Below are 20,601 nucleotides of genomic sequence, written 5' to 3' on the forward strand. Positions count from 1 at the left end.
AACAAGGGTACCATGCGACCGAGCCGAAATCTTACGAACGAGTCGGAACTTTCAGAACTGCACCAGCATCAAGAGAGCCGCGATCGAGGTGATTGACGCTACGAATCATGTCGGAAGTCTCCTGTGTGGAAAGGCCATCGATGGGATGCTCCTGGGCAAGCGACCACAGGGAATCACCGGACTGCACACGAACCGTCTCGTAGGTAACGTTGGCTACGGAATCGGCATATGCTGCGTGACGAGCAGAAAAAACTGACGCGGCGAGCACGAAGAACAGGGTGAACGCTACGGCAACAGCAACAATCGTCGAGGCCTTCAGGGCGACAGGGGCCAAAGCAACGGACGCACGCTGGGTGCGAACGGGCTTAGTGGCCACGGCCTGAAATTGAGAGCGTCCGCCCTTCACGACCGTAAAGGCAGGCGAGGCAGGCGCCTCGAGCTTAAGGGCGAGGTTTCCCTGGACCATATTCGTTACGTTCATCATGTTCTCCTCTCGCGTGTTTTGCTGAGAACAGTTTTATCAAGCCGCGCGGACAAAAATGTCTAGCGCGAGAACGAATGTTCGGTTATTATTATCTTCGAACAGTTGTTCCTGTCAAGCAAAATTCGAACATTTGTTTGACATGGGTAGAGAGGATGCCCTGATGGCTCGCAAAATTACCAAGCGTCAGCAGCAAATTTACGACTTCATCAAGGAATATCAGCAGGAGAAGGGTTATCCGCCCAGCGTGCGCGAGATGGCTTCTGCCGTGGGCCTTTCCTCCCCCAGCACCGTGCACGCCCATCTCTCTGCCCTGGAGGCGCGCGGGCTACTCAAGCGCGATGCCACCAAACCGCGCGCCCTGGAACTCTTTAACGAGGATGGTTCCTCTGTCTCAATTTCTAAATCTGACGAGCCCACCGCACCTCGCGGAACGGTCTCGCTACCGCTCGTTGGTCGCGTCGCGGCTGGGATCCCCATTCTGGCCGAGCAGAATATCGAAGACACTTTTACTATCCCGACCGAAATCGCGACTGATCAGGGTTCCTTTATCCTTGAGGTGCATGGGAGCTCAATGATCAATGTCGGCATCTTCAATGGAGATTACATCATCGTCCGTGAACAAAAGAGTGCCATGAACGGCGAAATTGTTGTGGCCATGATTGATGGTTCGGCGACCGTCAAGACGTTCTACAAGGAGCAGGGGCGTGTGCGCTTGCAGCCCGAGAACGACACTATGGAGCCTATCTATGCAACGAATCCCGTTATCCTGGGCAAAGTCGTCGGCTTGATGCGCCGGTTCTCGTAATGCAAAAACGCATCACCATCTTTGATACCGCCCGCGGGTTTACGATGATTTCTATGGCAGGCTTTCACGCTTGCTACGATCTCGCCTACCTGTACGGCTGGGATATGCCCTGGTTTACCCAGTCAGTCTTTCAAGACATCTGGCGCGCCAGCATCAGCTGGGTATTTTTGTTTATCGCGGGTTGGATGTGCACCCTTTCGCGCAACAATATCAAACGTGCCGCCAAATACGCCTTAGCAGCACTCGTCGTCTGGTTGGCAACAACGCTTGTCTCAGTCGACGATTCGGTTAATTTTGGCATCATCTACTGCATGGCCGCATGTACCGGCATCGTGGCGTTGACCGATCCCGTCCTTAAGAAGATATCGGCGAGATGGGGCATGCCCCTATGCCTTGTGTTGTTCGCCCTCACCTGGAGCATCCCCAAAACGATCTACCCTGTCCCCTACCTGGCGTGGCTGGGATTTCCGAGCCCTGGGTTTGTCTCAGGGGATTACTACCCCATCATCCCGTTTATCTTTATGTATCTTGCAGGATACTTCGCCGCACACATAGCGCAGGGAATCGATAAGACCGTCCCTAGCTGGGCCTACGCCAACCCCCCTGCCGGCGCTCGCCAACCTTGGACGTCACGCACTCCCCTTTTATCTGCTGCATCAGCCCATCATTCTGGGCATTTTGGAGCTCGTCTACTCGGTGCGATAACGCTCGAGCCGCGGTGCAATACGAGCCGGCAACTTCGCCACAATACGAACGCCGTCCTCGAGATATTCCTCGTGCAAAAGGGTTCCCTGCTCATGCACGAGTGTGATGAGCGCACCTTCACGATATGGAATGTCGGCTGAAAGCAGTACATCGGTGGCAGCAGCCTCGCGAGCAATGCGATCGACGAGATCGCCGAGCCCCTCGCCCGTTTGGGCCGAGAACAGAACGGCTTCGGGATAACGACGACGGAAACTCAATCGATCGACGCTATCGAGTAGGTCGATTTTATTGAAAACCGTAAGCGTTAAACGCTCTCCGGCGTCGATCTCATCAAGCACGCGGTCGACAGCCTCCAGCTGCCGCTCATAGTCCTCGTCAGACGCATCTACGACTTTGAGAATTAGATCGGCACCCAACACCTCGGACAGCGTCGATTTAAAGGCATCGACCAGACCATGCGGCAGCTTTTGAATAAAGCCGACGGTATCGGTAATCGTCATGCCGCGACCGCCGGGCAGGCGATACGAACGCGTCGTAGGGTCGAGCGTAGCAAACAGCTTGTCCTGCGAAAGTACCGTAGAGCCGGTCAGACGATTGAGCAACGTCGATTTACCGGCATTGGTATAACCGGCTAACGCGACGCGAAACGCCGGTGACTCAATGCGGCTCTTGGATTGAACATCGCGACGCTGTTCAACCTGCTTGAGCTCACGACGAAGCGCAGCGATCTTATTACGAATGAGGCGACGGTCGACCTCGAGCTGACTTTCGCCCTGACCAAAACGTGAGCCGATGCCGCCGCGCGTCTGCTCCTTGGCGAGATGGCTCCACATGCCACGCAGGCGAGGCAACAAATATTGAAGCTGTGCCAGCTGTACCTGCAGGCGTCCCTCACGCGTCTGAGCATGCAGGCCAAAGATATCCAGGATCAGTGCTGTACGATCGATAATCTTTACCGGCTCGCCCACGGCTTTCTCCAAATAGGATTGCTGCGAGGGGGTCAGGTCGTCGTCAAAAATAACGACATCGGCATCCATGCGATACACCAGGCCGCACAGCTCTTCAACCTTACCGGAACCGATAAACGATTTAGGATACGGCTTTACCAAACGCTGCGACAAACGTGCCACGCACTGGGCACCAGCTGTGTGGGCAAGACGCTCCAGCTCATCAAGCGAGCGATCGAGCGGCCATGCATTGTCGCGCCACTCAACACCAACTAAAATGGCACGCTCGGGCTCGGGTGCCGTGGGAACAAGGGGGAAACGGGCCATTAGGCAGCCTCAATACGATGCACGATATCCTCAACGACTTCATCGATCGTACATTCATCCATATCAAACCACACGATACGGTCATCGCGCTTAAACCACGAAAGCTGACGCTTGGCATAACGACGCGAACGCATCTTAATGAGTTCGCGAGCCTCATCCATGCTCATCACGCCATTGAAAGCATCGATGATCTCTTTATAACCAATTGCCTGCATCGACGTCAGGGCATCCCCCAACCCCTGGTCCATAAGACCGCGGACCTCATCGACAAGACCCTGCTCAAACATCAGATCGACGCGCTGGTTAATGCGCTCGTAGAGCACCTCGCGATTACGCGTCAGGCCAAACCATAGGGCATGATAATGCTCGCGCGGAACACTAAACTGACTTTTTTGCTGTGCATAGGAGATACCATCATCATGCATCTCGAGCGCACGAATCACACGGCGCACGTTATGGGGATGAATAACAGCAGCCGATTCTGGATCGCGCTCGGCAAGCAGGGCATGCAGTTCTTCCTCGCCAATACGTTCGGCAAGCTCCTGATAGCCCGCACGGCGATCGTCCTCAAGTTCACCAGAGGGAAAGTCCATCTCATCGAGGGCTGCCTTGAGATATAGCCCCGTACCTCCGCAAAAAACCGGCAGGCAACCCAAACCAAGAAGACGTTCAACATGCGCGCGAGCGTCAGCCTGATAAAGCGCAGCAGAATATGCCACACCCGGCTCTACAATGTCGACGAGACGCAGCGGCGCCGTACACTCATCGGGCGCCATCTTTGCGGTACCGATGTCCATGCCGCGATAGATTTGCATCGCATCGCACGACAGCACTTCGGACGAAAGACGAGCTGCCAAACGGTCGGCAACATCACTCTTACCAACCGCCGTCGGACCGACGATCGCAACGGCGGAAAGACCTGCCCCGGGAGAAACCATTAGCGCGGCTCGCCCACAACGGAACCGGACAAATACCAGGTCTTGGCAACGTCAACGTCAACATCAACGATCTTGCCAACAAGCTGATCGATGCTGTAACCCACTGGGATAGGCGCATGCACGGTCTGATTCTTGGGACTCTTGCCCAGCAGGACCGCATCGTTCTTTTTGCTCGTTCCCTCAATGAGCGCAGGAACCACAGTATGAAGCTCGCCCTGGTTATACTCGTGTGCCGTGGTCTCGATAACCTTAACCAGGCGATTGAAACGCTCGAGAATAACCTCATGCGGCGTAGGATCGTCAATCTCGGCGGCCGGGGTACCGGCGCGCTTGGAATAGATGAAGGTATAGGCCTGAGCATAGCGGACCGTCTCGGCAAGTGAGAGCGTCTGCTCAAAGTCTTCTTCAGTCTCACCCGGGAAGCCAACGATAATGTCGGTCGAGAGCGCGATATCGGGCATGCGGTTGCGAATGCGATCGACAAGGCCCAGATAGTCCTCGCGTGTATAACGGCGATTCATCTCTTTGAGGATGCGCGTCGAACCCGACTGAACGGCCAGGTGCAGCTGCGGCATAACGGCAGGCGTCTCGGCCATGGCGTCGATGGTCTCGGGCAGCAGATCCTTAGGATGAGAAGAGGTAAAGAAGATGCGCTCGACGCCCGTATCGCCCACCGCGCGCAGCAAATCGGCAAAACGCGGCTTGCCAAACAGATCGCGACCATATGAGTTAACGTTTTGGCCCAACAGTGTGATCTCGCGCACGCCCTGGCGCACCAAACCGGTCACCTCGTCGACAATCTCCTCGAAGGAGCGGCTCTTTTCGCGACCGCGCACGTACGGCACGATGCAATAGGTGCAGAAATTATTGCAGCCTGTCATGATGGGCACCCAGGCGTGATACTGGGTCTCACGATGCCACGGCATGCTCATGGCATCCGTATCCTCATGCTCGTTGGTGCGGATATGACGCTTACCATCAAGGAACGCCTCGGCAATGAGCTCGGCCACATGTGCGATAGAATGCGTGCCAAAGATGACATTGACGTTATCGACGTTGGTGAGCAGGCCCTCGCCATCACGCTGCGCGATGCAGCCGCCCACGGCAACCACACGCTTGCCCGAAGGCGAAGGCGGCAGGCTTTTGCAGGAATTGCACTGACCGTACAGGCGAGTATCGGCGGCCTCACGCACACAGCATGTCATGAAGACAACGATATCGGCATGCTCGGGATCGAGCGCCATGAGGCAACCATACGAATCGAGCAGACCGCTCACGCGCTCAGAGTCGTGCTGATTCATCTGGCAGCCAAAGGTGCGGATAAAGTAGGTTTTACCGGCAAGAATATCGCGTACGGAACGCTGGTCCATGTGCATAAGTCCTAACGATGGGGAGAGGGGGGCGAATCGAGGCAAGCAGAAGCTATGCCACAGGCTTAACATCATCCATGACGACGTTATCCATAGCAGCTCGATTGATCTGGTGAACGTAAATAGAAAGACGGATGGCCGTGCGCGACTCCCCGTTAATAAGGATGTCAGAGAACACGGGCGCGCAGGAAATATCAAATCCGGTTGGAATCAAAAAACCGCGCGCAATAGCCACGGCCTTTATGGCCTGGTTGACCGCACCGGCGCCAACACACTGGATGTTGACGGGTACACCATCCTTGACCATGCCGGCGATGGCGCCGGCAACGGACGCGGGCGATGATTTGCTTGATACCTTCAGGCAATCCATGAAGAAACTCCTGCGTTTAAAAGTACGTTTTAACTGCAATAACTTTATCGTACCGAGTGGACTCGGTAAAGGCACTATTCCTCTTTGGCAAGATCGAAGGTCACAGTGATTCGATCACGCGAAACACGGATCTTTGGGTCGCCGCAAAGATTGAGATAGTACCGGGCGGCAAGATCATTAAAGTCGCGCTCCACAGCACGCGAAAACTGTGCCATGTCATCCTTGGCAATACGCAGCCCACGACGATCCTTCGCGAGATCGACAGGAGCCGGCGCATGCGAGGATGAGTCACGCTCGCGCAGCAGACGCGCAGTCACACCGCGAACGGGCTTAATCTGCCCTGCCAAAATGCGATGGGCCGTGCGCTCGGACATCTCAAGACCCAAACCCGAACAGATACGGATAAAGTCCTCGGCATCAGAGGCAAGGCCTAAACGATCGACAACCGGAAGCTCACTCTCGTCATCAATGAACAGGAGACGAGACGTATCGAGCCGACTTGACGCTTGAGCATAAAGGGTCGCGGCAATCTCAGACGGAGAACCAAGATAGACATCGCAACCACGCAACTCCTCGAGCGCAAACTCACAAGCAGCGCGAATAATATTATGTGGGCCGCGAGCGCAGACATAACGTCCGTCCTCATCCTTGACGGCCTGGGGCCAGCTGGACTGATCGGCACGCTCACTGAGGCGGTCGGCCGCAACGCTCACCTTAAAGGCTGAACCAAGATCGACGCCGGACGTGACCACACGGGCCTCGTCGGTGTTCTGCTTGATCGAAAACAATGCCATGCCACGACCGTGAACGCCCCAACGGTCCATCTTCATGCTCTCGAGCTTGGAGGTAACGCGGGCATCAAAGATTCGCTCTTGCATATCCTGCGGAACGCCAGAACCGTTATCCAGAAAGACAAGCGTGCGGACGCCATCTTCCTTGGTCGTGGCGAGATAGACCTTGTCGGCGCCGGCATCGCGAGCATTACGGAGCATTTCGATGACGATGTCCTCGACATGCTGAATGTCGTGCTTAGCCTGGCGCCGCTCGGCCTCCGAAACGCGGAGGCGGACATACCCCTCGCCAAGGTTCTCCTCGACGCGAAGGTTGCCCTCCCCCGACATCGACGCGATAAATGAGATGAGCTCGTTCGCGTCGCTCATGTTATTTAGCGATATCGACAGCGCGGCTCTCGCGAATCACGACGACGCGCACCTGACCGGGATACTCCATCTCTTCCTCGATCTGATGGGCGATATCGTGAGCCAGAACCGTGGACTGGGCATCGGAAATCTTGTCCGGCTGGACCATGACGTGGACCTCGCGACCAGCCTGCATGGCATAGGTACGTTCGACGCCGTCATGAGAGTTGGCGATCTCCTCGAGCTTCTCAAGACGCTTGATGTAGTTCTCGGCAGACTCGCGACGGGCACCGGGGCGAGAGGCAGAGACAGCATCGGCGGCCTGCACCAGGACATCGAGCACCGTGTTGGGATCGACATCGGCATGGTGAGCCTCAATAGCGTGGACGATAACGGGCTTCTCGCCATAACGGCGGGCAAGCTCGGCGCCGATGACGGCATGCGGGCCCTCGACGTCGTGGTCGATTGCCTTGCCCAGGTCATGAAGCAGGCCGGCGCGCTTGGCGGTCACAACGTCCAGGCCAAGCTCGGAAGCCATCACGCCGCACAGATCAGAGACCTCGAGGGAATGCTGAAGCACGTTCTGACCAAACGAGGTACGGTAGCGCAGGGCACCAAGGGTCTTGACGATCTCGGGGTGCAGATCGTGGATGCCGGTATCGAAGGCAGCCTGCTCGCCAGCCTCGCGCACGCGCTGCTGAACCAGGTCGGCGGCCTTGTGATACATCTCCTCGATACGGGCAGGGTGAATGCGGCCGTCGGCGATGAGGTTCTCGAGGGCGACACGGGCGGTCTCACGACGGACCGGGTCGAAGCTCGAAAGAACGACGGTCTCGGGCGTGTCGTCGATCACGAGGTTGACGCCGGAAACCTGCTCGAAGGTCCGGATGTTGCGACCCTCGCGACCGATGATACGGCCCTTGAGGTCATCAGAGGGAATGTGCACGGAGGTAACGGTGACCTCGGCAGTGTGATCGGCAGCGCAGCGCTGAATCGCCAGAGACAGAATCTCCTGGGCGGTCTTGTGGCACTCGGCGCGAACCTGCTGCTCGGACTCGCGAATGATCGTGGCGGCCTCGTGGGTGACCTCGCCGCGAACCTTATCGAGGAGCTCCTTGTGGGCGTCCTCGCGGGTAAGGTCGGCGATACGCTCGAGCTCGGAGGTCTGCTTTGCGCAGAGCTCCTCGAGCTCACGGGAGCGCTTCTCGACCTGACCGGCCTGGCTGGACAGCTGATGCTCGCGCTTGTCGAGAGCGTCGTTGCGGCGATCGAGGGATTCCTCGCGCTGCATCACGCGGTTCTCGAGCGTACGAATCTCGTTCTTACGCTGCTTGTCCTCAGCCTCAGCGGCCTGCTTGTTCTTGATGATCTCCTCTTTAGCCTCGAGCAGAGCCTCTTTTTTGAGGGTCTCGGCCTGACGCTTAGCATCACCGATCAGGGACTCAGCCTGTGCGTGTGCCGACTGGATTTTTTCGTCGGCCTCGTGAAGACTACCCTGCTTGGCGGTGCGCATGTAGGCAATGGCGGCGATGGCACCCAAAATGATGCCAACGAGCGCTGCGATGATAGGCATGCTCACTCCTTTTTATGGATTCGTTACACAACAAAGCGAACCGTCCTTACGAACGGCTCGCGACATTTGAGTAATATGGGCGCAGCTTATGCGGGTCGGATACAGATAAACATATAAACAAACTCATCACAGATGAGCACATATCACAAAGCAAATGACAGTATTTATCGTACGTTGAACCACAACAACTGTCAAATAAATGGCCCCAGCACGGCGGCTAAAACGCGGTGAACGGCAGGGCCACAAAACGCATACGCCTAAACCGCACATTCCTCACGTTCGGCATCGAGACGTGCCTTAACGGCATCGGCGGCGATGTGATACGAGAAGCCCTTGCCCATCAAAAACCGAACCAGTTTTTCGAATCCGCGCGTCTCTGGAACACGCCGCTTGGCGAGCAGGGCTGACGCACGCGCCAAATCGTCTTCGACGGCAAAATAATCCTCGGGATAACCGGGAATGTCATCGAGCACGACATGACGGCGCTTGAGCTCGGTCTCGATTTTACGCTGTCCCCAACCGCGCCGCTTGCGTTCCTCGATAAAGTACGAGCAAAAGCGGTTCTCGTCTAAAAAGCGATACTCGGTGGCGCGCTCGACGGCGAAATCGATCGCGGGCTGGCGAAAGCCGTAGCGTGCCAACTTGTCACGGACCTCACCCGTCGCATGGTCGCGTCGCGATAGCATCTCGGTCACCATGGTAAGTGCACATTTACGCTCGATGAGCTGCACCGCTTCACGAAAGTTATCCCAATCACAGGGAAGATCGGGGCGATTTTTGACATACAGGCGCGCGACCCGCACGGGAATCCAAATGGACCGCTCAAAACCGCCCTCAAGCTCACAATCGATATGTGCGCAAGGCTTTTTGGACGCATACCCGCTCGAGAACGAGGAGGCCGCCTTCTTATCGGGAAAGACGACCGTGGCCTCGGTCACCGTATACGACATGAGCGTAACCGCTACTCGTCGTCATCATCGAGCATGGCGGAACCATCGATGGCGTAAAGCTCGTCAAACTCCTCAGGCGCAGGCTGATCGGTCAGCTCGACCTCGGATGGAGCATCGTCGTCAAACTCAAGCCCGCAGGCAAGGCGGACCTTATGCTCAATCTCGTCGGCGCAATCAGGGTGTTCGCGCAGGAACGCCTTGGCGGCCTCGCGACCGTTGCCGAGCTTGTCCTCGCCATAGGCAAACCAGGAGCCCATCTTCTTGCAGATGCCGCACTCGACAGCCATGTCCAGAATCGAGCCCTCCTTAGAGATGCCCGTACCGTACATGATGTCGAACTCAGCAGAACGGAACGGAGCTGCCACCTTGTTCTTAACGACCTTGGCGCGCACGCGGTTACCGATAACCTCATCCTTAAGCTTAATGCTGTCGATGCGGCGAATGTCGATACGCACCGAAGAGAAGAACTTAAGGGCGCGGCCGCCCGTCGTGGTCTCGGGGTTGCCGAACATGACGCCGATCTTCTCTCGCAGCTGGTTAATGAAGATGCATGTCGTGTTGGACTTGGACAGCGAGCCGGCGAGCTTGCGGAGCGCCTGACTCATCAGGCGAGCTTGCAAACCGACCGTGGTATCGCCGATCTCTCCCTCGATCTCGGCACGCGGGGTCAGCGCGGCGACGGAGTCGACGACGATGGCATCGATGGCGCCGGAACGCACGAGCATGTCAACAATCTCGAGCGCCTGCTCACCCGTATCAGGCTGGGAAATCAGTACCTCGTCGATATCCACGCCAATGCGCGCGGCATACGTGGGATCGAGCGCGTGCTCGGCATCGATAAATGCCACCACGCCACCCATTGCCTGGGCCTCGGCCAGGATCTCAAGCGAAAGCGTCGTCTTACCGGAGGACTCAGGACCGTAAATCTCGACGATGCGGCCGCGCGGCACACCGCCGATACCCAGAGCGGCATCGAGTGCCAGAGCGCCCGTAGGGATGGCCTCGACCTCGAGCTCGGGGCCACCGTCGCCGTACCTCATGATGGAACCCTGGCCGAATTTCTTCTCGATCTCGGCCTTGGTGGTGGCGATCATCTCATCGCGCTCTTTACCCGTCGTGCGAGCATGAACGGTACGTACGGGACCTGAATTCTTGGCCATGAAAAGCCCTCCTCTTAACAACCTGCATCGATAATAAACGAACGGCTGTTCGTGGTCAACCGTTCAGATAAATCATATGCAGGCAGTCTTTCCAAAACCCAACCAAACGCCGACCAAACACTGACCAAATGCTTGACCACAAAGGGCCGAATAAGAACAAGGAAGGCAAGAATACACCTATAACCAGCGCAAACGCTAAATTCGTCAGGGGTCCCTATCTCCACAATTAAGGGGCCCTAAGGCCCCTGAAAACACGTCTATTCCATAGAGTTGAGCACAAGGGCAATGCGTCCCAATGCCTCCGCGACCGCATGGGCACGAACACACGAACGGTCGCCCTCATAGTGGCAGCGCACAGAGTCCACGACCGGCACTTCCCCATCAGCCGCGCGATACGCCCAGCCAATATAGAAAGTGCCAGCCGGATCGTCCTCAGTGCCGCCGCCGGGGCCGGCATAACCCGTTGCGCTCACTGCAATATCGCTCTGGTACAGCTCCAGCGAACCCGCCGCCATCTCGCGCGCGGTCTGATGCGACACCGCGGTATAGCGGTCGAGCGTCTCCTGATCAACACCCAAAACGCGATGCTTGATCTCATCGCAGTAGGTCACCGCACCGCCACGCAGCACCGCCGAGGCGCCCGGGATATCGGCAATCGTCGAGGCGATCATACCCGCTGTCAGCGACTCAGCCGTCGAAACCGTCACGCCCCGAGCGCTCGCGCGCTCGACAATATGACGCGCCAGCTCCTCGTTATGTGCGGAAATCTGATCAAAAGAGTCCGTCATACCCACCAGGACCTAGACCGAAAAGACGATCTTGCGGCAGTTCCAGAAGTATTGGGCGCCCGAGATAACGGTCAGGACAACGGCAACGGCGTACAGGAAGCGCGACACCGAGTAGATGCCGAGCGTCAGCACCAGCGGGCCAAGGTGCAAGCCGGCCATCGCAAAGACACACAGGTAACCGCAAATGGAGACCATCGTGGTCGCCGTCTTGTACTTGCCAAGCTTATCGGCGGCAACGACCACGCCGGCGGCACTCGCAACCATGCGCAGGGCGCTTACCAACAGCTCGCGGAACAAGATGATGAACACGGACCAAACCGACACGGCGCCAAAGTCCAAGAACAGCAGCAAGGCCGAGAACACGAGCAGCTTGTCGGCGATGGGATCCAAGAATTTACCGAAGTCGGTAATCTCGTTGCGCGAGCGCGCCAGATAGCCGTCAACCTTATCGGTGCACGACAGGATGACGTACAGAATGAAGGCAGCGGCGGCGAGCGGGCCGTCGAAGGTGCTCCAATCTGTACCGGCAACACTCGTGTGAGAAAGCGCCGACACGATCATGAACACCGGGATAAAGACGATGCGAACGCACGTCACGATGTTGGCGGGCGTCCAAACACTCGTCAGTTCCTTATTGCTCTCGTTTGCCACGACGCTCTCCTACTCCACAACATGGCCGATAAGCTCATAGCAGAAGCTATCGGTAAACTCGACCGTCAGAATATCGCCCACAGATGCCTCGCTGGCATCCAGATGCACCGCGCCATCGGAATCAGGCGCCTGGAACCAGGCATGTCCGATCAGCTCGGCGCCGTCCTCGGTCTCTTCGATACCGTCGACGATCACCTGGGCGCGCTCGCCCACATGTGCGGCGGTGGCGGCAAAACCGAGCGACTCGGCCAGGTCCATGGCCTCCTGGGCGCGCTCGAGCTTGACCTCTTCGTCGACCTGGCCCTCCATCTTGGCGGCCAGGCTGCCCTCCTCCTGCGAGTAGGCAAAGACGCTCGTGTAGTCAAAGCCGACGGTGTCCATAAAGTCGATAAGGTCGCGGAACTCGTCGTCGGTCTCGGTCGGGAAGCCAACCATGGCCGTGGAACGGATCACGATGTCGGGGATGCGCTCACGTAGATCGTGGAACAGGTCCTCGAGCTCCTGGCGCGAACCGGAGCGACGCATGGCCTTAAGGATGCGTGCGTCGCAGTGCTGCACGGGGATATCGATATAGGGTAGCACCTCGGGGGTATCGCGAATCGTCTCGATAAGCTCGTCGGTCATGCCCTCGGGCTGCAGGTAGAGAACACGGACCCAGACGTTCTGCGGACGCACGGCCTCGGCGACGGCACGCAGCAGCTGCGCCAGATTGCGCGGCGAGCCCTCGGCGACGTCCTCGTCGGCAAAGTCGTTACCCCAAATACCCGTGTCCTGGCCGATCAGCACGATCTCGCGCACACCGCCGGCAACCAGGTCGCGCACCTCGGAGATAATGCTCTCGGCATTACGCGAGTGATAGCGACCGCGGATGTAGGGGATCATGCAGAAGCTGCAGAAACGGTTGCAGCCATCGGAAATCTTGACGTAGGCAACGGCACCCTCGACGGTACGCTTGACCTGCGGAATATAGGCTGCGATCTCACGCTCGACACCCAGTACGCCATCGATGACCGCTACGATGCCGTCCTCCTCGTCGGCCTTCACAAAGGCAGCGACCTCGGGCAGCTCGTCAGGCAGGTCGTCGCCATAGCGCGACGGCACACAGCCGCACATGACGATGGGGCAAGAACGAACGCCGTCCTGAACCTCGTTGGCGAGCTCGAGCGTGGTCTCGATGCTCTCGGACGTTGCGGAGGCGAGGAACGAGCATGTATTGACGATGGCGATATCGGCATCCTGCGGGTCGAATGCCTCTTCGTAGCCTGCGGCGGTCAAAAGAGAACGCATGCGGTCGGTGTCAACCTCGTTCTTAGCGCAGCCGAGGGTGATGTAGAGCACGGAGCCCAACGGTGTATCCATGTTGGAGAGCGGTCCTTTCGAATGATATTAGCGGTAGTTGGTGAACTGCAGCGGCTGGCCGTAGTCCTGGTCGCGCAGAAACTGGATCACGGTCTGCAACGCGTCCTTCGAAGCAGAGGAAACACGCAGCTTGTCGGCCTCGATGGTCACCTTGACCTTGAGCTTTTGGTCCTTGATGTCCTTGTTGATCTTCTTGGCGGTCGTCTGGTCGATACCCTCGACGATATGGCCGAGCACGCGCACGGTGCCGCCCGATGCCGCCTGCGGAGCATCCCACGAGACAGCCTTGAGGTCGATGCCGCGCTTGATGAGCTTGGAGCTCAGCACGTCGACAATCTGCTTGGAGACAAAGTCGGCCGGGGCGTTGATCGTAAAGAGCTTGTCGCCCTTCGAAAGCTCGATCGTGGCGCCGGAATCCTTAAGGTCATAGCGCTGAGAAATCTCGCGCGTGGTCTGCTGAAAGGCGTTGTCGACCTCTTGCATGTTGACCTCGGACACGACGTCGAAGCTGGAATCTTTAGCCATGATGTTTCCTTTCGCGTACGAGCGGCTTAGTAGCTATCGTACGAATAGTCGGTAGAATCGGCGGGCGTCTGACCGTCAGTTGCGGTATCGGCGCCATCCGTGGACTGGGCATCGGTACCGTCGGTGGTATCGGTGCCATCGGTGGTGTCGGTACCATCAGAACTTTCACCATTCTCGGAATCAGTCGTCTCCTTCTTGGGAACGGTGATCGTCACACGCGCCACGCCGGAAGTCTTGGTATCGTAACGGACCTTTTCACCGTTCTTGGTAACGGTGACATCGGAAGGCTTTGACGTGGTGATCTCGATCGAGGACTCGGGCGTGTACTCCCGCTCAAAGGGACCAGTCGCCTGGGCGCCATAGACCGACTTGCCGTCGACCTTGACCTCAATCCACGCGGTCTTTCCCTTGGCAACGGAGACCTTGACCTTCGTTACCTCGTTCTCTTCCTTTTTAGCCGTCGTCTTGGTGGCGTCCGAATCGGTCGACCCATCCGTCGCCTCATCGGTGTCTTCGTCCTCGTCGACCGTTTCGGTCTTCTTGGAAGACTTCTTAGTCGTTGTCTTGGTGGCAGCGGGCGGCTCAGGCGTCGCCTCGGGCGCCGAGGAGCCGCAGCCGCGCAGAAGCACCACGATGAGCACAATCAACAGCAGCGCAACGGCACCGATGCCGGCGTAGACGATACGCGGATCGAGCCCGTTGTTTTGAGGAGTACGGGATCCGCCGCGTCCACGACCGGAACTGCTGCGGCCGCCTCCCTGAGGCATACGACCACGATTGCTATCGGAACGGCCGCGATAGCCGCCCTGGCCCTGAAGGCTGCGCTGACCCGAGCGGGGCGCAAGTTCACCGCGGCCTTGATAGCCACGTTGGCCCGAACGCGGAGCCGAAGAGCGCTGGCCATACGACTGTGATTGAGAGCGAAGACGCGGCGTCACCTGCGTGGTATCGGCATCCGCATAGCCACCGCGAGAGCGTCCCGTAGAGGCACCACGGAAACCGCGATCGGAATAGCCGCCGTCGCCGTAGCCGGCACGAGGGTCACGCGCCACGCCGCGGGCAGCGGGAAGTGCACGGTCCTCGGGCATCGGCGTACTGCGGAACCGGTCACGCTGTGAGCGAATCTCCTCGCCCGAACCCGTCTCGGTAATATAACCGGCCTGCTGAGGACGCTGTCCATAGCGGGTCGAACGACCGCCCTGAACCATCAGGAAGCGCCCGTTATCGACCGAGGAGCGCGAATTGACGTAGCCGGCGGCGTCCTGAAAACGACCGCCCTGCTGCGACGTCTCGCGTTCGTATGCCATCAGGTCGTCAAAGTAGGCATTGACGACCTCGCGCGGATTGAGGCCCAAAAAGCGAGCATAGCTCGAAATCATGCCCTGCGCATAGCCGCGCGGCGGCATCGAAGCAAAGTTACCGGTCTCGAAAAACTCGATGATCTGCGGCCTGATTTTGATGGTGTTGGCGACTTGCTGAATGGAAAGGCCCATTCGGCGACGCTGCTCAAGCAGCATGTCACCAAAGCGTGCAGCCATCAGAATCCTCCAAACTCACGATCTTCACGTGCCATCTCGGCGTCGACAGACTCCAGCGCGGCAAGCCCCTCCTCGTCCAACAGGACCTCGCGCGGCTTGGAACCGTCGGGCGGGCCGACGACACCCTTTTCTTCCAGCATATCCATAATACGCCCGGCACGCGCATAGCCAACCTTCAGACGACGTTGCAGGCCAGATGTGGAGCCAAGCTGCGATTCCACCACAATATGGGCGGCTTCCCAAATGAGCGGATCATCGTCTTGCGGCTCGGCGACTCCGGTACGGACAATGCCGCCGCCACCCGCCATGGACATGGAAGCGGGCGCCACGGCAGACAGGATCTCCTCGTGGTAGTCGGGCTCGCTCTGCGACTTGACGAACTCGACGATCTCATTGATTTCATCATCCGAGACAAAGCAGCCCTGAATACGGCGGGGCTTGCCCCAGTCGACCTTAGAGAACAGCATGTCACCCAAACCGGTGAGCTTTTCGGCACCCATCTGGTCGATGATGACGCGCGAGTCGATGCCCGTGGCGACGTTAAAGGCGATACGGTTGGTGATGTTGGCCTTGATGAGGCCCGTCACCACGTTGGAGCTGGGGCGCTGCGTGGCAACGATAAGGTGAATACCGGCGGCACGGCCCAGCTGTGCAATACGCACGATCGAGGCCTCGACATCCTTACCGGCGACCATCATCAGGTCAGAGAGCTCGTCAATGATAATGACCAGGTAGGGCATCTTTTGCGGCGGGTTGTCGTAATGCTCAAACTCGCCGGCGGCCTGCTTTTCGTTATAGGTCGAAATCTTACGGACGTTGAGGCGTTCGAATACCTTCAGGCGACGCTCCATTTCGGACACGGCCCACTGCAGGGCGCTCGCGGCCTGCTTGGGCTCGGTCACCACGGGCACATAGAGATGCGGCAGACCGTTATAGCCCGCAAGCTCGACGCGCTTGGGGTCGACCATGATCAGGCGAACGTCCTCGGGAAGGGCGCGCATGAGCAAGGTCGTGATGATGGAATTGATCATCACCGACTTACCAGAACCGGTCGTACCGGCGATCAACAGGTGAGGCATCTTGGCGAGGTCGGCGACGACCGGCGTGCCCTCGGCGTCGCGGCCGATGGCAAGCTCGAGCGGACCGCCCTTCACATAGGGCAGCACGTCGCCCAGATTGACGTTCTGGCGCTTGCGGTTGGGAATCTCGATGCCCACGAGCGAGGTGCCGGGGATCGGGGCAAAGATACGAACCGACTGGGCGGCGAGCGAAAGCGCAATATCGTCCTCGAGGCTCGAAATCTTGCTCACGCGCTCGCCCTCGCCAGGTTGCAGCTTAAAGGTCGTCACCGTGGGGCCGGCGATCCAGCCGACCACGCGGGCACTGCGGCCAAACTCAAGCAAGGTGGATTGCAGTGACTCAGCGGTCTGCTCCAGCTCCTTATCCGAAGACGCGGCAGAAGCCGACTGCGGGTTGGCATGTAGGATTTCGAGCGGCGGAAGCTTGAGGCCGTCCTCTTCTTCGCCCTCGTTATCTGCGGCGCCGCCGTCCGCTCCCCCATCACGAGCCGCAGCCGATTCGACAGCACTCGTGGCAGGCGCATCGGCAACCTTGGGATGCTTTAAGAAGTCGGGAATCTGAGGTGCGGCCGAAACAGGGTTCACGGCAAACGGCGGCTCGGACTCGTCAACCTTGTCCGGATCGTCTTCCATCGAAAGCTGTCCAGCGACCTGCCCGCGCTTGGCGTGGCGACGCGGCAGCAAGGTTGTCTTGGCGGTCTCGAGCGGAGCCTCGTCGTCCTCGTCGTCACCCTCGGTGAGCTCAATCTCGCTATCGGACCAAGACGGGTCGGGCTCGCTTGTGTTGAGCTTGGGCGCAGCCTTGCCCTTCTTGGCATGGCGGCGCGGCAGCAGCGTGGTCTTGGCGCGCTCGGCTTCAACCGACTCGGATACGTCGACAAATGGGTCATCGTCCTCGTCGTCATCCAAAACCAAGTCGACATCGCCACCCATGACCGTGGTCACCGCGGCGTCAGTCCCCTTCTGGCGCAGAATGCTCAGGTGCGGACGAGCGACGCCGGGAACAGACAGGGCCTCTTCATCGCCCCACGGGCTCGCATTGACATCGGCACGTCGACGCTCGGCAAAATCGGCAGCGCGATCGCGTGCGGAGCGCAAAACGCCACCCACCGAAAAGCCGATAATGACCAAACCAACGACGACAAGCCCCAGCAAGACAACCATGGCGATAGGTTTACCCAGGGCGTTTTGCAAGGCACTTGCGATAAAGGCGCCAATGTAGCCGCCCGACACGGAAAGGTTCTGCGGCGTAAACATAAGGTCGCACGAATCGCTCGTGCCCGGCACCATCAGCGAAAGAATGGAGACGACGGCGATAAAGACCAAGGCGCCGCCCGCAACAGAGCGCACGTTGAGCGGCGAGTCCTCACCCAAAAAGAGCGTGGCGGCAAACAGCAAGATGACGATCGGCAGCACGTAGGCGCCCAGACCAAAGCCCAGGTGGTAGAAACCGGCAACCGCAGCCGTCACGGGCGCTGTTGCCGGAGAGATCACGGCAATGAAGGACGCGATCGCCAAAACGGCGATGACCACACCGGCGATATCGCGATTGGCCGAAGGCTCGACCAAGGGCTCAAAATCGTCGAAGTCTGCCTCATGGCCCTTATTGGCACGAAGATGGGAACCGGCACCCTTAGCAGATGCCGGTTGGTTGTTGGCCTTATTGCCTTTGGCGTTTTGTGCAGATCCGCGCGCCAAACTAAACCTCCATGACGACCGGGATGATCATCGGGCGAGTGCGCGTACGGCTCCAGATAAAGTTGGAGAGCGAGTCGCGCACGGCCTTGCGAATGGCGTCGGAACCGCTGCTGGTAAAGCTGAACTTGCCCTTCTCGATCGTCTTCATGATGGACGCGGAGGCATCCTCGGAGAACTGGTCGTCGATGGCAAACGAAACGCCGCGGCCCGAGAACTCGATGGCCTCGATCTTCTTGTGCTTGAGCGAGACGATGGCGACAGCCGTAACCATACCGTCGTTGGCGAGCTTCTGGCGATCGCGCAGGACGATGGGGTCGGTATCGCCGATGCGCAGACCGTCGACGTAGACGACGCCGGACTCGACGGGCGTGCCGCGCTTGACGATGCCGCCACGCATCTCGAGCGTGTCACCGTTATCGAGGATAAAGATATGATCGTCCTTGAGACCCATCTTACGGGCCAGCTGGGCATGGGCGCGAAGATGCACGGCCTCACCGTGAACCGGCATAAAGTACGTGGGCTTGGCCATGGCAATCAGGAGCTTGAGCTCCTCCTGGCTACCGTGACCGGAGACGTGAACGAGAGCGCGGTTCTTATCCCACACGTCGCAGCCGAGCTTGGCAAGGCTGTTGACGACCTGCTGGACGGCTTTCTCATTGCCGGGAACAGGAGTTGCCGAGAGGATAACGGTATCGCCCTCATGGATGGAGAGCGTCTTGTGCTCGCCATTGGCCATGCGGGACAGGGCCGACAGCGGCTCGCCCTGCGAACCGGTGCACATGACGACAATCTTGTCGTCGGGCAGGTTATCAATGTCGAAGGCATCGATGATATCAGCGTCATCGATGTTGAGGTAGCCCAGCTCGCGCGCCACGCGGGTGTTCGTGAGCATGGAGCGACCGGTCACGACGACCTTACGGCCGCACTTGCGGGCGGCATCGCAGATCTGCTGCAAACGATGGATGTGGCTCGAGAACGACGCGACGAACACGCGACCCGGGGCGTTCTTGATGGCGTGCAGCAGGTTGGGACCAACCTCGGCCTCGGACTTGGTAAAGCCGGGAACCGTGGCGTTGGTAGAGTCGGAAAGCAGCAGGTCGATGCCCTGCTTGGCAAAGCGGCTGATAGCGGCATAGTCGGGCGTGACGCCGTCGATGGGCGTCTGGTCAAGCTTAAAGTCACCCGTGTGCATAACGGTGCCCTGATTGGTGCGGATGAACACGCCCAGAGCGCCGGGGATGGAGTGCGTCATCGAGAAGAAGTCGAGCGAGATGCCGCCGAGGTTGACATGGCTGCCGCCCTTGACCTCGCGGAACTTAGGCGCGCGGATGCGGAACTCAGAAAGCTTGCCCTCGATAAAGCCAAGCGTCAGCTTGCTCGAGAAGATGGGCACCTTATTGTTGAGGTCCTGCAGCAGATACGGAAGCGAACCGGTGTGGTCCTCGTGGCCGTGGGTGACGACGATACCGCGGAGCTTCTCCTCGTTCTCTAGAACATAGGTGTAGTCGGGAAGCACCAGGTCGATACCGGGCTGGGAGTCGTCGGGGAACATAAGACCGGCGTCGACGAGCACCATGTCGTCGCCGCACTCGAAGACCGTCATGTTCTTGCCGATGCCGTCAAGACCGCCGAGCGGGATGATCTTCAAGGGAGATGATTTTTTAGCTGCCATAGGTTAGTGTGGTTTCCTTTCTTCGAAACGGGTCTGGAACAACCGACGGGGCGCTTCTGGCAAACCGACCGCCGGGAACGTACAAACACGCATCGCAGAGTCGATGCAATAACCACAGTATGATACCCATTTGCACAACAACAGACCACCCATGCATCAAAGCCCCATCTGAACCGGTCTATCCCGCCGGTCTGGGGCCATCGGGGGCCGGGGCGGGTTAAGTTTGCTGCTCTACAGTCCTGCGCAAGACGGAAAGCACATTAAGTGCTTTCCTTTGCGTGCGGAACTCGCGACAAACTTAACCCGCCCCGGCCCCCGATGGCCCCAGACCTGCCAAAAAGGGACAAATTTATTTTGGACGGTTTTATCTGGGGATATGCCGGCTGTGCAGCTATCGACAATTCAGAAAAAAGGAAAACTGAATTGAACATCTGACAAAATCGCAACCCACATCCACCAGCCCTTTTGCTATTCCCAGCGGGGGCCGCGGGTAAAGTTTATCGCGAGTTCCGCACGAGCCGGA

At 58.5% G+C, this 20,601-nt stretch carries 17 protein-coding genes and 1 pseudogene; 2 read left to right on the forward strand and 16 right to left on the reverse strand.

Features of this window, described 5'->3' with window-relative positions; all coding sequences use genetic code 11:
• Positions 1-31: 31 nt before the first annotated feature.
• Positions 32-481, reverse strand: a complete 450-nt coding sequence (locus tag OIL88_07020; GenBank protein HJI72110.1) for a LysM peptidoglycan-binding domain-containing protein — start codon at positions 479-481, stop codon at positions 32-34.
• 163 nt (positions 482-644) lie between these two features.
• Here OIL88_07020 and lexA point away from each other — a divergent pair, with 163 nt between their 5' ends.
• Both lexA and OIL88_07030 read left to right on the forward strand, forming a co-directional pair.
• Positions 645-1,289: a transcriptional repressor LexA gene (gene lexA / locus OIL88_07025; GenBank protein ID HJI72111.1), complete on the forward strand. Its 645-nt coding sequence runs from the start codon at positions 645-647 to the stop codon at positions 1,287-1,289.
• Positions 1,290-1,342: 53 nt separating this feature from the next.
• Positions 1,343-1,813, forward strand: a pseudogene (locus OIL88_07030) (DUF1624 domain-containing protein).
• A gap of 165 nt (positions 1,814-1,978) precedes the next feature.
• On the opposite strand, the gene hflX reads toward OIL88_07030, so the two are convergent.
• From hflX to OIL88_07105, 15 genes are all read right to left on the reverse strand, one after another.
• Complete coding sequence (gene hflX, locus OIL88_07035) at positions 1,979-3,268, reverse strand: GTPase HflX (GenBank protein HJI72112.1); 1,290 nt, start codon at positions 3,266-3,268, stop codon at positions 1,979-1,981.
• Entirely contained in the window at positions 3,268-4,206 is a 939-nt protein-coding gene (miaA, locus tag OIL88_07040) for a tRNA (adenosine(37)-N6)-dimethylallyltransferase MiaA (protein HJI72113.1), read from the reverse strand. Before miaA ends, hflX begins: the two co-directional genes overlap by 1 nt.
• Complete coding sequence (gene miaB / locus OIL88_07045; GenBank protein HJI72114.1) at positions 4,206-5,576, reverse strand: tRNA (N6-isopentenyl adenosine(37)-C2)-methylthiotransferase MiaB; 1,371 nt, start codon at positions 5,574-5,576, stop codon at positions 4,206-4,208. Before miaB ends, miaA begins: the two co-directional genes overlap by 1 nt.
• A 52-nt stretch (positions 5,577-5,628) precedes the next feature.
• The gene (locus tag OIL88_07050; GenBank protein ID HJI72115.1) at positions 5,629-5,946 is read right to left on the reverse strand and encodes a stage V sporulation protein S; all 318 of its coding nucleotides are present in this window, start codon (positions 5,944-5,946) and stop codon (positions 5,629-5,631) included.
• Positions 5,947-6,020: 74 nt separating this feature from the next.
• The gene (locus tag OIL88_07055) at positions 6,021-7,106 is read right to left on the reverse strand and encodes an ATP-binding protein (GenBank protein HJI72116.1); all 1,086 of its coding nucleotides are present in this window, start codon (positions 7,104-7,106) and stop codon (positions 6,021-6,023) included.
• Position 7,107: 1 nt separating this feature from the next.
• Positions 7,108-8,658: a ribonuclease Y gene (gene rny / locus OIL88_07060; protein ID HJI72117.1), complete on the reverse strand. Its 1,551-nt coding sequence runs from the start codon at positions 8,656-8,658 to the stop codon at positions 7,108-7,110.
• Positions 8,659-8,915: 257 nt separating this feature from the next.
• The gene (locus tag OIL88_07065) at positions 8,916-9,608 is read right to left on the reverse strand and encodes a recombination regulator RecX (GenBank protein ID HJI72118.1); all 693 of its coding nucleotides are present in this window, start codon (positions 9,606-9,608) and stop codon (positions 8,916-8,918) included.
• Between the two features lie 11 nt (positions 9,609-9,619).
• Positions 9,620-10,702 (reverse strand): recombinase RecA, encoded by a 1,083-nt coding sequence (gene recA, locus OIL88_07070; GenBank protein ID HJI72119.1) that lies wholly within the window; start codon positions 10,700-10,702, stop codon positions 9,620-9,622.
• A 323-nt stretch (positions 10,703-11,025) separates the two neighbouring features.
• A complete protein-coding gene (locus tag OIL88_07075; protein HJI72120.1) occupies positions 11,026-11,556 on the reverse strand; it encodes a CinA family protein in 531 nt (176 codons plus the stop codon).
• A gap of 12 nt (positions 11,557-11,568) precedes the next feature.
• Complete coding sequence (gene pgsA / locus OIL88_07080) at positions 11,569-12,207, reverse strand: CDP-diacylglycerol--glycerol-3-phosphate 3-phosphatidyltransferase (GenBank protein HJI72121.1); 639 nt, start codon at positions 12,205-12,207, stop codon at positions 11,569-11,571.
• Positions 12,208-12,216: 9 nt separating this feature from the next.
• Positions 12,217-13,566 (reverse strand): 30S ribosomal protein S12 methylthiotransferase RimO, encoded by a 1,350-nt coding sequence (rimO, locus tag OIL88_07085; protein HJI72122.1) that lies wholly within the window; start codon positions 13,564-13,566, stop codon positions 12,217-12,219.
• A gap of 27 nt (positions 13,567-13,593) precedes the next feature.
• On the reverse strand, positions 13,594-14,091 hold the full coding sequence (locus OIL88_07090) for a YajQ family cyclic di-GMP-binding protein (GenBank protein HJI72123.1): 498 nt from the start codon (positions 14,089-14,091) through the stop codon (positions 13,594-13,596).
• 26 nt (positions 14,092-14,117) lie between these two features.
• The gene (locus OIL88_07095) at positions 14,118-15,629 is read right to left on the reverse strand and encodes a helix-turn-helix domain-containing protein (GenBank protein ID HJI72124.1); all 1,512 of its coding nucleotides are present in this window, start codon (positions 15,627-15,629) and stop codon (positions 14,118-14,120) included.
• On the reverse strand, positions 15,629-18,406 hold the full coding sequence (locus OIL88_07100; GenBank protein ID HJI72125.1) for a DNA translocase FtsK: 2,778 nt from the start codon (positions 18,404-18,406) through the stop codon (positions 15,629-15,631). Before OIL88_07100 ends, OIL88_07095 begins: the two co-directional genes overlap by 1 nt.
• A 1-nt stretch (position 18,407) precedes the next feature.
• Complete coding sequence (locus OIL88_07105) at positions 18,408-20,078, reverse strand: ribonuclease J (GenBank protein ID HJI72126.1); 1,671 nt, start codon at positions 20,076-20,078, stop codon at positions 18,408-18,410.
• Positions 20,079-20,601 lie beyond the last annotated feature (523 nt).

It is taken from the genome of Coriobacteriaceae bacterium, assembly GCA_025992855.1.
Taxonomy (GTDB): Bacteria; Actinomycetota; Coriobacteriia; order Coriobacteriales; family Coriobacteriaceae; genus Collinsella.

Bases quoted from the DNA above. Each gene is read 5' to 3' on its own strand.
- OIL88_07065 (HJI72118.1), bottom strand. From the start codon at position 9,608: ATGTCGTATACGGTGACCGAGGCCACGGTCGTCTTTCCCGATAAGAAG.
- hflX (HJI72112.1), bottom strand. From the start codon at position 3,268: ATGGCCCGTTTCCCCCTTGTTCCCACGGCACCCGAGCCCGAGCGTGCC.
- OIL88_07050 (HJI72115.1), bottom strand. From the start codon at position 5,946: ATGGATTGCCTGAAGGTATCAAGCAAATCATCGCCCGCGTCCGTTGCC.
- miaA (HJI72113.1), bottom strand. From the start codon at position 4,206: ATGGTTTCTCCCGGGGCAGGTCTTTCCGCCGTTGCGATCGTCGGTCCG.
- miaB (HJI72114.1), bottom strand. From the start codon at position 5,576: ATGGACCAGCGTTCCGTACGCGATATTCTTGCCGGTAAAACCTACTTT.
- OIL88_07055 (HJI72116.1), bottom strand. From the start codon at position 7,106: ATGAGCGACGCGAACGAGCTCATCTCATTTATCGCGTCGATGTCGGGG.
- OIL88_07095 (HJI72124.1), bottom strand. From the start codon at position 15,629: ATGGCTGCACGCTTTGGTGACATGCTGCTTGAGCAGCGTCGCCGAATG.
- OIL88_07090 (HJI72123.1), bottom strand. From the start codon at position 14,091: ATGGCTAAAGATTCCAGCTTCGACGTCGTGTCCGAGGTCAACATGCAA.
- OIL88_07105 (HJI72126.1), bottom strand. From the start codon at position 20,078: ATGGCAGCTAAAAAATCATCTCCCTTGAAGATCATCCCGCTCGGCGGT.
- lexA (HJI72111.1), top strand. From the start codon at position 645: ATGGCTCGCAAAATTACCAAGCGTCAGCAGCAAATTTACGACTTCATC.
- rny (HJI72117.1), bottom strand. From the start codon at position 8,658: ATGCCTATCATCGCAGCGCTCGTTGGCATCATTTTGGGTGCCATCGCC.
- rimO (HJI72122.1), bottom strand. From the start codon at position 13,566: ATGGATACACCGTTGGGCTCCGTGCTCTACATCACCCTCGGCTGCGCT.
- OIL88_07020 (HJI72110.1), bottom strand. From the start codon at position 481: ATGAACGTAACGAATATGGTCCAGGGAAACCTCGCCCTTAAGCTCGAG.
- recA (HJI72119.1), bottom strand. From the start codon at position 10,702: ATGATCGCCACCACCAAGGCCGAGATCGAGAAGAAATTCGGCCAGGGT.
- OIL88_07075 (HJI72120.1), bottom strand. From the start codon at position 11,556: ATGACGGACTCTTTTGATCAGATTTCCGCACATAACGAGGAGCTGGCG.